This window comes from Pseudomonas sp. PvP089, assembly GCF_017875165.1.
GTDB classification, from domain to species: domain Bacteria; phylum Pseudomonadota; class Gammaproteobacteria; order Pseudomonadales; family Pseudomonadaceae; genus Aquipseudomonas; species Aquipseudomonas fortuita.
Genome location: NZ_JAGGME010000001.1, coordinates 1,896,525 through 1,911,098 on the forward strand (window position 1 = coordinate 1,896,525; position 14,574 = coordinate 1,911,098).

General features: G+C 60.0%; 9 protein-coding genes. All 9 read left to right on the forward strand.

All coding sequences use genetic code 11. The features are described 5' to 3' along the window. The 9 genes from J3A71_RS31730 (at window position 1) to J3A71_RS08875 (ending at window position 14,395) form a co-directional block, all read left to right on the forward strand. The gene (locus J3A71_RS31730; RefSeq protein WP_016488444.1) at window positions 1-1,830 is read left to right on the forward strand and encodes a thiamine pyrophosphate-binding protein; all 1,830 of its coding nucleotides are present in this window, start codon (window positions 1-3) and stop codon (window positions 1,828-1,830) included. Then, the gene (locus J3A71_RS08840; protein ID WP_016488443.1) at window positions 1,830-2,465 is read left to right on the forward strand and encodes an HAD hydrolase-like protein; all 636 of its coding nucleotides are present in this window, start codon (window positions 1,830-1,832) and stop codon (window positions 2,463-2,465) included. The genes J3A71_RS31730 and J3A71_RS08840 overlap by 1 nt, the downstream gene beginning before the upstream one ends. Window positions 2,466-2,512: 47 nt before the next feature. Further along, window positions 2,513-3,496 carry a class I SAM-dependent methyltransferase gene (locus J3A71_RS08845; RefSeq protein ID WP_231995285.1) on the forward strand — a complete coding sequence of 328 codons (984 nt, stop codon included), beginning with the start codon at window positions 2,513-2,515 and terminating at the stop codon, window positions 3,494-3,496. Beyond that, the gene (locus tag J3A71_RS08850; protein WP_060519398.1) at window positions 3,483-4,526 is read left to right on the forward strand and encodes an NAD-dependent epimerase/dehydratase family protein; all 1,044 of its coding nucleotides are present in this window, start codon (window positions 3,483-3,485) and stop codon (window positions 4,524-4,526) included. Before J3A71_RS08845 ends, J3A71_RS08850 begins: the two co-directional genes overlap by 14 nt. Then, window positions 4,523-5,866 (forward strand): polysaccharide pyruvyl transferase family protein, encoded by a 1,344-nt coding sequence (locus J3A71_RS08855; RefSeq protein ID WP_023047010.1) that lies wholly within the window; start codon window positions 4,523-4,525, stop codon window positions 5,864-5,866. Before J3A71_RS08850 ends, J3A71_RS08855 begins: the two co-directional genes overlap by 4 nt. Before the next feature lie 74 nt (window positions 5,867-5,940). Then, complete coding sequence (locus J3A71_RS08860) at window positions 5,941-7,107, forward strand: class I SAM-dependent methyltransferase (RefSeq protein WP_224372372.1); 1,167 nt, start codon at window positions 5,941-5,943, stop codon at window positions 7,105-7,107. A gap of 5 nt (window positions 7,108-7,112) precedes the next feature. After that, window positions 7,113-8,054, forward strand: a complete 942-nt coding sequence (locus tag J3A71_RS08865) for an FkbM family methyltransferase (protein ID WP_224372370.1) — start codon at window positions 7,113-7,115, stop codon at window positions 8,052-8,054. Continuing rightward, on the forward strand, window positions 8,051-9,454 hold the full coding sequence (locus J3A71_RS08870) for a glycosyltransferase family 2 protein (protein ID WP_023047007.1): 1,404 nt from the start codon (window positions 8,051-8,053) through the stop codon (window positions 9,452-9,454). The genes J3A71_RS08865 and J3A71_RS08870 overlap by 4 nt, the downstream gene beginning before the upstream one ends. Before the next feature lie 78 nt (window positions 9,455-9,532). Beyond that, window positions 9,533-14,395, forward strand: a complete 4,863-nt coding sequence (locus J3A71_RS08875; RefSeq protein WP_231995284.1) for a glycosyltransferase — start codon at window positions 9,533-9,535, stop codon at window positions 14,393-14,395. Window positions 14,396-14,574 lie beyond the last annotated feature (179 nt).

The following is a 14,574-nucleotide window of genomic DNA, read 5'->3' on the forward strand; positions in this document are numbered from 1 at the left end:
GTGCCAAGCCCTTATCGTGTTGCCGACTACATTGCTGACTTCATCGCCGATCTGGGCGTGGAGCATGTCTTCCTGTTGCCAGGCGGAGGTGCCATGCACCTCAACGACGCAGTCGGCAAGCACCCCGGCCTGGAGGTAGTGGCCTGCCACCATGAGCAGGCTGCCGCGATTGCTGCCGAAGCCTACTGCCGCATCAACGAGAATATCGGTGTGGCCATGGTCACAACCGGGCCGGGTGCGACCAATGCCGTGACTGCCGTCGCTGGCGCCTGGATCGAGTCGGTGCCGTTGCTGGTTATCTCCGGCCAGGTCAAGCGTGCCGACCTGTTGCGTGGTGCGCCACTGCGGCAGAAGGGCGTGCAGGAAGTGGATATCGTCAGCGTGGTCGAGCCGATCACCAAGTACGCGGTAACCATCCAGCAGCCAGAAGACATTCGCCGAGCGTTGGAGCGGGCTGTCTTTGTGGCACGAGATGGCCGTGCCGGCCCGGTATGGATTGATGTACCGCTGGACGTGCAGGGCGCGCCGATTGATCCCGACAACCTGGTGGGTTGGGACGAGGCCGCTGCACCTGTTGCAGCGCTGGAGGCGCAAACGCTGACGCAGATCCGCAGCTTGCTTGAGGGGGCCCAGAGACCGCTGATCCTCGCCGGCCATGGCGTTCGCTTGAGCGGAGCGGCAGCAGCTTTTCGTGATCTGATCGAATCCATGGGCGTGCCGCTGGTGACGACCTGGAATGCAATGGACCTGCTGCCTCATGAGCACCCGTTGTATGTGGGGCGGCCAGGTGTGGTTGCACTGCGTGCGCCGAACTTCGCGGTACAGAATGCCGACCTGCTGATCACCCTCGGCTGTCGTCTGGACAACATCATCACTGCCTATGCTCCACGCGACTTTGCCCGCAATGCACGCAAGGTCGTCGTGGATGTGGATGCCAACGAGATCGCCAAGCTCGACATGGATATCGATGTCGCCGTTACCAGCGACGCCGCCAGCTTTGTCGACACACTGGCTGCCTCTCTGAAAGGCGCTTCGTTCAGCCGTCCACAATGGTTGGAGCGTTGCCGCGACTGGAAGTCACGCTATGGCGTCAACGACGGCAAGCCCTTCGCCGCCAGCGGGCCGATCAGCCACTTCCAGTTTGCTGACTCGCTTTCCAATGCGGTGCCGGAAAATACCTTGGTCAGCACCGGCAGCTCCGGGCTGGCGGTCGAAGTGTTTTACACCGTATTCCGCAATCGTCCAGGCCAGCGTGTGTTCCTGACCTCGGGTCTGGGTGCGATGGGTTACGGCCTGCCAGCTGCGATTGGTGCTTGCTTCGCCAACGGCTGCAAGCCGATGGTGGCGGTGGAGAGCGATGGCAGCCTGCAATTGAATATCCAGGAGCTGGCCACGCTACGCGGTTTCAACCTGCCGATCTGCCTGGTGGTGATGAACAACGGCGGTTATGCCTCGATCCGCAATACCCAGCGCAACTACTTCGAAAGCCGCTATGTGGGCACAGGCCCTGAAGCTGGCTTGTGGATGCCGGACCTGGAAGAACTGGCGCGTGCCTACCATTTGCCGTTCAAGCGTATCAGCGATGCCGCCGAATTGGATCAGGGCCTGGCCGAGGCGATGCAAATGCCGCGGCCGATGATTCTGGAAGTCCTGTTGATGAAAGATGAGGCATTGAGCCCGAAAGTCGCCGCGATTCCGCAGGCCGATGGTTCGATGACCTCCATGCCGCTTGAGGATATGTCGCCCTTGCTGCCGCTGGCAGTACTGGAGGAAGAAATGGCTGGCAACATCGCCCCGGTATCGCGCCAGGTTCGGCAGCAGGTCAAGTGATGAAGCGCCACGTCCTGTTCGACTTCGACGGCACCTTGGTTGACTCCGCGCCGGCCATTCTGGCCTGCTTTGCCCGTGTGCTGAAGGCACACGGCCTGCACGCCATGTGCCCGATAGACGCCAGCCTGATCGGGCCGCCTTTGCGCCAAACGCTGGCGACACTCAGCGGTAGTAGCGACGCAGCATTGCTGGATGCCCTGAGCGCTTCGTTCAAGGACATCTACGACGCGGAAGCCTGCCTGGAAACGGCCGCTTATGAAGGGTGTCAGGCGGCCTTGGAACAGCTGCGCGCGCAGGGCTTCAATCTGTCGATCGCGACCAATAAACGGCTGCTGCCAACCCAGCGCATCATTGCGGCATTGGGGTGGCAAGGGCTGTTCAGCGAAGTGTATGCCAGTGACTCCTACCCTGGTCGCTATTCAGACAAGAGCGGCATGATCGCTGCCTTGCTGGAAGACGGCGGCATTGCAGCGCAATCGGCCATCTACATTGGCGATACTGTAGCGGATGGTCGCGCAGCGGCTGCCAATGGTGTCGAGTTCTGGCCAGTCGTTTGGGGCTATGGCCAGTTTGCCAGCGATGAGCAGCCGTTGCCTTCGCCGCAACAACTGTTGGAACGCCTGGTACGCGCATGATGACAACCACTACAGCCAGTGCATGCCCCTGCTGCGGATCCATCGAGATGCTGTTGCCCAGCCCGGAGTACACACCTTGCCGGCTGTGTGGCCATCGCTGGCGGATGCCGTTGGACCAGGCGGGCTACTATGAGACGTTGGTTGCACGTAACGATCTGAACACACCCTGGTTCAAGCGCAAGATGCGTGAACGCGTCGCTGCGGTATCTGACCTGCTGAAGACGGGTAAGGAGCGCGTGCTCGAAGTCGGCTGTGCGGAGGGTGAGCTTGGGCGCGAGATCAAGGCGCGCTTTGCCGTCACCTATGAGGGTGTGGAGTTGTCGCAAGACAGGGTGCTGGCCGAGCAAAAGCTTGACCGTGTCTTCCATACGCCGACCAGTCAGATCGAGGCAGCGCCGTACCAGTTGATCGTGTCCTTTCATGTGCTGGAGCACATCGCCCGACCCGAGCAGGAGCTTGTGGCCTGGTCGAGTCTTCTTGGTGCGGACGGGCGTGTGCTGATCGAGGTACCGAACCAGGCCGGGCATCCACTGCTGGCCAGTGATCGCAATCTTGAGCACTTGCACCAGTTCACCCCGGCTTCGCTGACCCTGCTACTTGCACGTTGCGGGTTTAGCTGTGATGGGGTGTCCGTGGGGCATTACGAATCACCGGTCTACTCGGACTCGATCCGCATCGTCGCCCGCCTGCAACTTGGGGCAGAGCGCCGCGAGCAGCTGCTGCTGCAGCGTTTTCGTGAAAGAACCGGTGGCCCGTTCCTGGTGTACGGAATTGGCGGCGACTACCTCAATTACCTGGCACCGTTAGCCGAGTCGCTGGATATTCACGCCTTGCTGGACTCATCCGAAGCGAAATGGGGGCAACGCCTGGGTAAACACGTGGTGTGTGCCTACGACCCGCAAGCGCATGCGGAATTACCCATCGTCATCTGCTCCATCCGCTTCGCCGCAGAAATCCGTCAGCACCTGCTCAACCTCGGGATTGCAGCGCAGCGTATCATCGGTCTGGACAGCATTTATGAAGACGCCTGATTCCATTCTTGCGGGGGATTTGAGCGGTATGCTCGCCGCCCCGTTGCCTTGGGAGGCCCTGTACGGTCGTCACATCCTGGTCACTGGGGCCTCGGGTTTTATCGGTGGGCACGTAGTCGAGGCCCTGGCCTGGCTCAATCGCCTTCAGCCCCAGGCGAACCTGCAGGTGTATGCCTTGGCTCGGGACCTGGAAAAACTGCGTCAACGCATGCCCTGGCTGGATATGCCTGGTGAAGTGACGCCCCTGATCCAGGATGTCACCCAGCCCTGTGGCCTTGCTGCACCACTGGATTTCATCATCCATGCCGCCAGCCCTGCCAGCCCCAAGGACTATCTGCAGCGGCCGGTCGATACGATTCGCGCCAATACCGATGGCACCCGGGCACTGCTTGAGCTGGCCCGGGACAAGCAGGCACGTGTTCTGTTTCTCAGCAGCGGTGCGGTGTACGGCGATAATCCCTGGCAAACCGATGCAATCGCGGAAGGTGATTTTGGCCGTGAAGACCCGTTGGCTCCTCGGGCCTGCTATGGCGAGAGCAAGCGCCTGGCCGAAACCCTGTGCCGGGCCTACCACACCCAGTACGGCGTGGATGCCAGGATTGCGAGGATTTCCCATTGCTATGGGCCGGGTATGCGTCTGGACGATGGCCGGGCGATTTCCGATCTGCTTGCCGATGTACTTCACAACCGGGATATCCAGCTGGATTCCGATGGAAGCGCCTCGCGTCCGTTCTGCTATGTCTCCGATACCGTGCTCGGGCTGTTCCACATCCTGTTCCGGGGCCAAGCGGGCCATGCCTACAACGTCGGTGAAACGCAGGAAACCAGTATCCTGGAATTGGCCGAAAAGTTGATTGCCTCAGCCGGTAAGGCTGGGCAGCTCAAAGTCAGGCCGAAGGCGCGCAGTGGTCCGGCGCCCGCCGTGCGAAGCGCCGGGCATTTCAATATCGACAAGATCCGCGCTTTGGGGTGGGTGCCACTCACATCTCTGGATGTGGGTCTAACCAGACTCTTGCAGGCCAATACATGAACGCTCCCGATTCGCGTCCGACTCTGATTGGTTACCTTCCCCCGCCTGAGGGGATTAAAAAGACAGGGGCCAATTACCAGTATCATTCCCAATTTATCAACATTGGGGATATTGTTTACGCCCATGCCGGCGCGCTGTTGACTTCGGGGCGCAATTTTGAGGCCTGGAACTTTCGGATGACCGCAGAAGAGGTCAATGAACGATTCTCCAAGGTGATATTTTTCATCCCTTGCAGGATTGCGCCGCCTCCGTATGACCAGGATGGTTATCCTTACGCCTACGTTACGGACTTTATCGAAAAACTGAAGATTCCTTTTTTCAGCCTTGGCGAATCCATTCAAGCCAGGGAGTACGATTATCAGCCTGGGTTCCACAAGCAGCTTTCGCCTGCGGTGGTCCGCTATCTGAATGTGATCGCTGATAGGTCGCCGGTGGTGGGGACGCGCGGTTATTATTCAGCGGATGTGCTGAATAGCCTCGGGATCAAGAATGCCGTTCCCTTAGGCTGCCCATCCCTCTACTTGAATGGCCCTGCGCTGCGCACGTCCTTGCTGGAGGTGCCGAGCAACCCTGAAAAGGTTGCGGTGTGCTACTCGAATTATCAGGGCAATCGGCATAGCCGGATCGACGACTTTCTTCGCCTTGCGAGTGAGCAGAATTATTACTATGTCGAGCAGGTCTTTGGCCTGCTTACGCAGGCACTCTATTACCCCGGGAAGGTCAGCGGGGCCGATATCCATGCGGCGCGGCGGTTCTATAAAGACTTGGCGCCTGTGCTTGCCTTGTTGAAACAAAAGCGCGTTCGCTACTTTACAAACTACAGCCTGTGGAAGGAATTCCTCGGGTCGATGGATTTTGTGTTCGGGGCCAGAATGCACGGTTTGACGCCGGCGATCCATGCCGGAAAACCTGCCGTTTTCATTGCGCACGATTCAAGGGTGCGGGAAATGTGCGAGTTCTTTTCACTGCCGTTTGTGGCGGAACATGAACTGCCCGCATCAATGGATATCAACTTCTTCTTGTCACGCTGTGACTACACCGCAACGCTTTCGCAGTATCAGGACACGTATGCGCGATTCGTTCAGACGCTGCGCGCGCTTGGGCTGGACGGCAATATCGATGCAGCGGGTTCGATTATTGACTGCTGGGAGCCCGCGCCTGACGTGCAGGTGGCCGGCGAGGAGCGAATCCCCCGTTACTCACCCGAAGAAATGTTTAACCTGGAGCAGCAACTTGCCATTTGCGCCGGGATTCCGGACGAGGCCTTTGTGAGGCTTGCCCAGATCCGTGATATTTCTCAAAGTTGGTACCGTTCTCGCCTCAATACACAGGCGGGCTAAGACCGCTTTTTTGGCCAGTTATTGTTGCGTCTTCTGTTTTGGCAAGGCCGTTCGTAAAGTTCAGGGTAGGCGATATGAGAGCGTGTGAAATTTGTGGCGCAAGCCATCCGGAGCAATTGCACCGTCAGCATTTTCTGTTCCCGGGGCTTCCCCAGGCAGTCCATTACGATGTGGTGGCCTGTCGGAACTGCGGTTTTGCCTACGCCAGCGACATTCCGGATCAGTCGGCGCTCGATCAGTTCTATCAGAACGTCGAGCATCACCTGCATACTGACCTGCCGCCCGGATTGGCGCGGATTCATGGGGATTTTTTCCACTTCGTCGAGCAGTATGCAGACTTGGCAAGCGACGCTCGCATCCTCGATATCGGTTCGGGCATGGGGCATTTCCTTGCACATTTCCAGCAGGCCGGCTTCCAGCGGCTACTCGGTATGGAACCTAGCCCGGCTGCTGCCAAGCTGGCGCGCGAAATCTACGGGGTGGAGATCAGAAGCGCGACCGTGGATGCTTTCGTCACTGAAGAGCGCTTCCAGTTGATCAGTCTTTGCGGCGTGCTGGAGCATATTGCCGACCTGCGCAACAGCCTGGCGAAGATTGCGGCGCTGCTGGCGGATGACGGCTATCTGTTCATCGCTGTTCCCGATGCCGAAGCCTTCGGCAAGACGCCGCCGGCTGAGCCCTTCCTCGAGTTTGCACTGGAACACATCAACTTCTTCAGTGCTGCCAGCCTCGACAACCTGCTGGCGGCTAACGGCTTCGAGAAAGTGACGGTGATCTCCCAGCACAACGATTTCTACGACAACCATTACCTGCTGGCCATGTACCGCAAGACCAGCCCGGCCGCGAAGCGTTTCACGGTTGATGCTGTGGCGGCTGCCAGCCTGCTCAGTTATGTCGAGCTTTCACGGCAGGTATTGCGCCCGGTGGAAGCGCTGGCCCAGCAACTGGAGGCCAGTGCTGAGCCGGTGCTGATCTGGGGTGCTGGCGCGCTTACCAGCCGGTTGCTCTGCGATACCCGGCTGGGCAAGGCCAATATCTGCGGCATCGTCGACCGGAACAGGAACCTGCAGGGCAAATCCCTGCTCGGTTTGACCATTACCGGCCCCGATGAGCTGGCGCAGCACCAGGGGGCCACGGTCTTCATTGCCAGTACCACTTACGCTGCAGAGATCCGCGACACACTGACCCAGCAACATCACTGGCGCGGCAGAATCCTCAGCCTCGCAACCGGAGCCCGGTAATGCCGATGAACACGCTCAACCACATCCGTACGGCCTATGAGGCCGGGGGCTCTGCCAAGCAGGATTACATCGAAGCCATTCACGCGCGGCACACCAGCCTGTTCGAGTACCCTGAGTTTATCGCCGGTACCGATGTGGAGTCTTTGCGCATTCTGCCAGAGGGCATCTTCGTGCGTTCCCGCTCGCAGCAGATCGAGTTGTTTGTGGACCCCCAGGACCAGCATCTGGTGCCCTGCACCCTGATGAACTTCCGTGCCTATGAAACACAGGAAACCGAGTTCCTCAAAGCCATAACCCAGGAAAACGCGGTGATTCTGGACATCGGCGCCAATTGCGGCTGGTATGCCCTGGCGCTGGCTCGGCATTGCCCGTCGGCGCGGATTTACGCCTTCGAACCGATCCCCCATACCCATGAGATTCTCGAGCGCAACATCCGCCACAACGGCTTGTTCAACATAGAGGCGCACCGGCTGGCCTTTTCCAACCAGCAGGCGACGCTGGAGTTTCTTTACACGCCCAACTGCTCCGGCGCCACTTCCCAGGTACTGGCCGGGCAACCCGGCCGCCAGGAAAGTCTTCAGAAGGTATGCTGCCCGGCCACGACGCTGGATAGCTTTTGCGCCCAGCATGAGCTGGCGCCCCAGCTCATCAAGTGCGATGTGGAAGGGGCGGAGTTGATGGTGATCCAGGGCGGCGAGGCGATGCTCGCCCAACACAAGCCTGTGATTCTGATCGAACTGTTGAGGAAGTGGGCCAGGAAGTTTGACTACCACCCCAATGAGGTCGTGGAACGGCTTGGTCGTCTTGGCTATCAGGCCTATACCCTGAGCAACGAGGGACTACGTCCATGCCCGGGCATTGACGAGCAAACCCAGGAAACCAATTTCGTCTTTCTACACGGGCAGAAGCACCGTGATATTCCTGACCTGGTGCGCGCCTTACCATGAAACCCGCCATTCCGCCGCTGACTGTTGCCCTGCTGACTTACAATCGGGTGCACTACTTGGAGCAGTCCATTGCTGCCGTGCTCGGGCAGAGCTATGAGCATTTTGAACTGCTGGTTCTCGACAATAACAGCAGTGACGGGACTGCGCAGTTCATCCTCGGCTTGCAGGACCCGCGAATCCGTTATGTCAGGAACGCCAGCAATGTTTCCACCGTGGAGTTCAACTGCCTTTCGGCTTATCACCTTGCCTTGGGGCATCGGGTGATTGTGACCCACGACGATGACATCATGGAGCGCGATATGCTGGAGCGGCAGATGCGTTTCATGGACTGCCACCCTGAGGTGCGGATGGTATGGACGCGCGTCAGCGACATCGATCAGGATGGCCATGCGCTGGTCGACGGCAGCGCCATGCTCGGCTCGGAGCGGGTTTTCGCGCCCGGGGAATACGTCAGCAGTTTCCTCAAGGAGCGGCTGTGGCCGATGCCCAGCGGCGTGATGCTGGAGCGGGCCGTACTGCCCAAGTCCTATGCGGTACACCGCTACCTCGGCGACGCTCCTCGCAAGCAGACAAAGGACGCGGCGGGCATCGAGGACGTGCTGTTACCGGCGCGCATCAACCGCCGGCATGCCATAGGCTACCTTGACCAACCATTGCTGCGCCGTCGCGTGCATACCAAGCAGTTCTCCCATGTGGCAAGCCTGTCGCTGCCAGGCGTCGCCCTCTATCAAGGGCTCAAACGCATCGCCAAGGGTGTGCCCGGTATGCAGGCAGAGGCTCTGCATTTCGATGCCTGCACAGCGCGCTTCGAAATTCAGGAGGCGATTACCACCCAGCCGGGCAGGGCAATCAGCAAGGGCGTTCTGAGCAAAACCGGCAAAGCTGCCGCGAACCTGCAGCGCAATATGCAGCAAGCACCCGACGCCTTTCTGGCGGGCTTGCCTGTGGTTCTGCTTGCCCAGTTTCTATCGTTGACTGAACAAACAAGCCAGCTGGAGAAACTGTCGGTCTGCGGACATGCCGGCGCAACCCAGAAACTCCTGAGCTGGGCGCGCAGAGCTAGTGAGAGTCCATCGGCGAGCATTCTCGCCAGCCTGGAGGGGCGCCGAATCATCATCTTTGGCAGCGCCTTCATCGCTGCGCTGCTGATTCTTGAAGCCGAGAAGAGCAGCAGCCAGGTCGTTGCCTGCATCGATTCCAACCTCAACCGCCAGGGCAATCAAATGCTTGGCGTACCCATTCAGCCGCTGGCCTGGATAAGCGAACAGGTCGGGGCGGACGATGTCGTGATCATCAGTTCCGAGCGCGACCATGAACATTACATCGAAGCGATCATTCGCCAACATCTCAGGACGCAGGCGCGCATCGTGTCCTGGAAAGAACTGGCTGAATCCGCGTGATTCAGGGCATACCGGCTGCGTGCCGACAGGCGCCGCATTGCCTGCAGCAAGCGAGCAACAATTTAGGGGAGTGACAGCATGACGAATTGGGCTTTGATCGCGGGTGGTCGTTGTATCGGGCAACCTTGGCGGGTACGGGTTGCCGGCTATTGCCTGGGCGATCAGCAGGCATTCCTGCTGTCCGATGCTGATTGGCAAGCACTGAAGGGGCAATTGCCGCTGGAGCCCCTGGCGGTCTATGGCGTCAGCAACGGAATCTGGTTCGAACGGGCTACCAGTGCCGAAGATGAGGCCGATGCTGTCCTGCTGATTGCCCATCCGCGCCAGGCTCAGTTGCCGTTGCAGTTGCCAGCGCAGGCGCAACGGTATCTGCTCCTGCGTAATGCCGAGCAGTCGGAGGCGCTGCAAGAAGACGCGTCTTTCAGTAAAGTGTTGGTCCAGGCATGGTCAGGGCGTACGGCTCATTCGCGGACCTACATCGGCAGTTTGAGGCTTGCTGATGGCGATGGGCTCGAATTGCAAGCGTGGCCAATTACGCGGGAAGCGCAAGACCGTGATCACTCCCGCAATTACCACTGCTCGGCAGACTACTGGCTTTATCAGGTAACCTGCGCCATCGCCGATGATGCGGCCGCCGTACGCCACGTCGAGCCGCTGCTGAGCGTAGTCATCCCCACCTACAACTACGGGCGTTATCTGGCCCAGTGTGTTCAGTCGGTGCTCGATCAGGGTGTGGACAATATCGAGATCCTGGTCCTGGACAACGCTTCCACGGACGATACCGCTGAGGTAATGGCGGCATTCGCGAGCAACCCGAAAGTGCGTTACATCCGTAACCGATACAATTACGGCCCGGGTTACAACTGGCGAAATGGCTTGCGTATCGCACAGGGGCGTTATTTCACGTTCCTTTCCGCCGATGACTATTTCAACCCGGGGCACCTGACGCGTTTGCTGCCCACGCTGGAAAACAATCCCAACGTTGCAGTGGGCTATACCGGCATTCGCTGGGTCGATGGTGCCGGGCAGCCCTTGAACCGGTCTCGCCATCCGGGATACCGCAATGGCGATTACGTAGGCGAGCGCAATGAAGTCGCTGATCTGTTGATCCACGACCTTTACATGACGCCCTCGGCGGTAATCTACCGGCGTGAAGCGTTTTGCAGTGTCTGGAAGCCGGGGAACACCTACGGTGCTGGTGACTGGGAAATGGTCGTGCAGATGGCGGAGCGTTACCCCGATTTCGCCTACGTCGACATGCCGGGTGTCAGCTATCGCTGGCATGGTGCGCAGTATTCGAGCGGGTTTTATGCCTCCAGCGAGCCATTGATGGGGCACCTGGCCATTGTCGAAGGCGTATTCGAGCGCAATGCGCAGCATCACCTTCACGGGCGTGAGCGCGAGGTGGCGGGGCACCTCAAGCGGCGTCTGGATCTGTATCCTGACGAGCAGGGTTCCGAGCTGGGGGCCCGGGCGCGCCGGCTTTGCGAGCGCCTGGAAGAACAGGCGCGGCAGCAAGATGAGACGTTGTTCTCTGTTATCCTGACCACCTACAACCGCCCGCAATTGCTCAAGGATGCGCTGGACAGCATTGCTCATCAGTCCTTCAAGGACCTTGACGTCATCCTGGTCAATGACAACGGTGACCCGGTCGAGTCGCTGCTGGCTGAGTACGATTTCCCTGTCACGTACATCCGCCAAGGCCGTAATCGCGGCCCTGCCGCAGCCCGTAATACCGCGTTGCACGTGGCCCGGGGTCGGTACGTCGTGTATCTGGACGACGACGACCTGTACCTGCCTGACCATCTTGAAACATTGGCCAAAGCGCTGGATACCCACCCCGACAGTGTGGTGTACACGGATGCAGTCTTCATTCAGGAAACCATTGCGGCAGGCAAGCGGACCGAGGTGTCGCGTGAACAACGCTATCCACACGAGGCCTACTCGCGAGAGCGTTTGCTTGTAAACAACTACATCCCGATCAACACCTTTGCCTGCCCACGCGCGCTTGCCCTCGCCGTGGGGGACTTCGACGAGTCGCTGGCAGGGCTGGAGGATTGGGATTTCCTCATGCGCCTGAGTGCGCGAAGCGCTTTCCATCATGTGCGCAGCGAGACGGTGGAAGTCCGTATGCGCCGGGACGACAATGCACCTGCACGACGCTCCGAGCAGGCACTGAAAGATTACCCAGCGCTTTATCGCGAGTTGTATGCGCGCCATGGCGACCTTGGCAGTGAAGAAGTACAGCGTGGGCGCCAGCAAATGCTGGAGCATCTGGGTGGCAAGCCCAAGGCGTTGACACTGCAAACCTGGCTGGCCGAACGCGTTCCGGATGCCATGCAAAGCCGCCTGATCCAACAGCGTCTGCTCGGTAACCAGGGCGGCCCTGTGATCGGCATTATCGTAGTGGACGCTGATGGGCGCGCAGATTCATTAAAGGCCTCTCTGCAAAGCCTGAATAGTGATCACTGCCTTTATCACTCGTTGAAAATTGTGGCGCTGACGCCGGGCGAGGCACCCGCGACTTCGGCGCAGGACAAGCTGCATTTCATGCGTTTGACCGATGCCAGTCTGGGCGATCAGCTGAACCAGGCAGTTCAGGCGGGTGAGTTCGACTGGTTCATGCTGGTAGAGGCGGGGAGTGAGTTCACTGCGAGCGGCTTGCTGATTGCCGCGCTTGATCTGTTGGCGGCGCCAGGCTGTCGTGCCGTATATGGCGATGAAGGGTTGCGTTTCGATGGGGCGGAAATGGGCGCCGCGCTGCGCCCTGATCTCAACCTTGATCTGCTGCTCAGTTTGCCGGCAAGCCTGTCACGCCATTGGCTGTTCAACCGTCAGGTGTGGCTGGAGATGGGGGGCTTCCGCCAGGAGGCCGGCCAGGCATTCGAGCTGGATTACATTCTGCGCCTTATCGAGTCTGCCGGTTTCGAGGGGTTGGGGCATATCAGCGAGCCGTTGTTGGTCTGTGATGCCCCGTCGCTGCGCGACTGCCCGGACGAGCGTGGTGTCATTCAGCGCCATCTGCAGACCCGCGGCTTTGCCCACGCCCGCGTCGGGTCTCGTCTGCCCGGTCGTTATGATCTCGACTATGGCGCCCCCGGTGACGCACCGGTCAGCATCCTGATTCTGCTCCAGGGCAACAGCACCGAGCGGGTGCAGCGTTGCATGGAAACCATTCTGGAGAAGACAACCTATCGAAACTACGAGGTGCTGCTGCTGGCGCGTGATAATGCCAGCCCGGCAGTAAACAGCTGGCTCGACAACGTTGCCCGGCTTGGCACCGATGCCATTCGTTGCATGCGATTCCCGGCAGGCATGGCGCCTGTGCAAATGCGCAACCAGGCTGCCGGGCAGGCCCGTGGTGATTTCTTGCTGTGGCTGGACGAAGGCGCAGCGGTGCTCGATAACGATTGGTTGCAGCAGATGCTCAACCACGGCATGCGCCAGGAAGTCGGCGTAGTGGGGGCCAAACTGGTGGCGGGGGACGCCACCATCAGCCATGCCGGTTACGTGCTTGGCCTGAATGGCCCTGTTGGCGAAGCCTTTGCTGGTCAGCCGATGGACGCGTCCGGCTATCTGCAGCGCCTGCAAATCGATCAGAACTATGTCGCAGTCAGCGGCAAGTGCTTGCTGGTGAGCAAAAGCCTGTTCCTGGAGGCAGGCGGTTTCGACGAGGCGCCCGAGTTGCAGCGCTGGACGGATGTTGATCTGTGCCTGCGCCTGCACCGTGGCGGCTACCTGAACGTGTGGACGCCGCGTGTGCAGTTGCTGCTCAGTGAGGATGCTGTAACGCCGGCCACCGCCGCAGAAGAAGATGCGTTGTATGACCGCTGGCTGCCTGTATTGGCACGCGACCCGCTCCACAACCCGAATTTCTCGCTGTCTTCCAACAATGGCCTCGGCCTGGCGCCCTCCGGTCTGAGCTGGCGACCGTTGTCGTCCTGGAAACCGCTGCCGACTGTCCTTGCCCATGCGGCGGACAGAGGGGGGTGTGGCAACTACCGGGTCATTCAGCCGCTGGATACGCTCAACCGCGAGGGGCTGGCCGAGGGGGTGGTGGCGTGGAATTATCTGGCGCCAGCGGAGCTTGAGCGCTATCAGCCGGACAGCATCATCCTGCAGCGCCAGGTGGGCGACGAGCAGATTGAGCACATGCGCCGGATGCACGCATTTTCGCGGGCCTTCAAGGTCTTCGAGCTGGACGACTATCTGCCCAACCTGCCACTCAAGAGCGTGCACAGGGCGCACATGCCCAAGGACATTCTGCGCTCTCTGCGTCGCGGCCTGGCCTATGTGGACCGCTTTGTCGTCTCCACCCAGCCGCTGGCCGAGGCCTTCGCAGGCCTGCATGGCGATATCCGGGTGGTGCACAACACGCTGGACACCCGCTACTGGAAAGACCTCAAAGCCCTGCGCCGGCAGTCGCGCAAACCGCGTGTCGGCTGGGCGGGTGGGGCGAGCCACACGGGCGACCTGGAAGTGATCGCGGACGTGGTCAAGGAATTGGCCAATGAGGTGGAGTGGGTGTTCTTCGGCATGTGCCCGGACAAGCTGCGGCCTTATGTTCATGAGTTCCACCCGAGTGTCTCGATTGAGCAATACCCCGCGACGCTGGCCAGGATGAACCTGGACCTGGCCCTGGCGCCCGTCGAACAGAACCTGTTCAACGAGTGCAAGAGCAACCTGCGCCTGCTGGAGTACGGCGCCTGTGGTTTCCCGGTGATCGCCAGCGACCTGCGTTGCTACCAGGGCTACAGCGATTTGCCGGTCACACTGGTGAAAAACCGTTTCCGAGGCTGGGTAGATGCCATTCGCATGCACATCTCGGATCTGGACGCCACGGCCAAGGCCGGTGATGCGCTGCGCGATGCAGTGCTGGGCGGCTGGATGCTCGAAGGTGACAACCTGAGCAACTGGCGCAAGGCCTGGCTGCCGGACTGATACATCGCCGTAGGCTTGGGCCGGCCTCTTCGCGGGCTTGCCCGCTCCCATAGGTACAGTACAGGGCTTAAACCCATGCTGGCCCCGTGGGAGCGGGCAAGCCCGCGAAGAGGCCGGCACAGGCAACTCAAATCCCCATCTCCGGCACGGCTATTGCTACACCGCTGGCAACACACCGT

Excerpts from the sequence above, each read along its gene's own strand:
- J3A71_RS08840 (WP_016488443.1), top strand. The coding sequence starts at position 1,830 with ATGAAGCGCCACGTCCTGTTCGACTTCGACGGCACCTTGGTTGACTCC.
- J3A71_RS08845 (WP_231995285.1), top strand. The coding sequence starts at position 2,513 with ATGCTGTTGCCCAGCCCGGAGTACACACCTTGCCGGCTGTGTGGCCAT.
- J3A71_RS08850 (WP_060519398.1), top strand. The coding sequence starts at position 3,483 with ATGAAGACGCCTGATTCCATTCTTGCGGGGGATTTGAGCGGTATGCTC.
- J3A71_RS08855 (WP_023047010.1), top strand. The coding sequence starts at position 4,523 with ATGAACGCTCCCGATTCGCGTCCGACTCTGATTGGTTACCTTCCCCCG.
- J3A71_RS08860 (WP_224372372.1), top strand. The coding sequence starts at position 5,941 with ATGAGAGCGTGTGAAATTTGTGGCGCAAGCCATCCGGAGCAATTGCAC.
- J3A71_RS08865 (WP_224372370.1), top strand. The coding sequence starts at position 7,113 with ATGAACACGCTCAACCACATCCGTACGGCCTATGAGGCCGGGGGCTCT.
- J3A71_RS08870 (WP_023047007.1), top strand. The coding sequence starts at position 8,051 with ATGAAACCCGCCATTCCGCCGCTGACTGTTGCCCTGCTGACTTACAAT.
- J3A71_RS08875 (WP_231995284.1), top strand. The coding sequence starts at position 9,533 with ATGACGAATTGGGCTTTGATCGCGGGTGGTCGTTGTATCGGGCAACCT.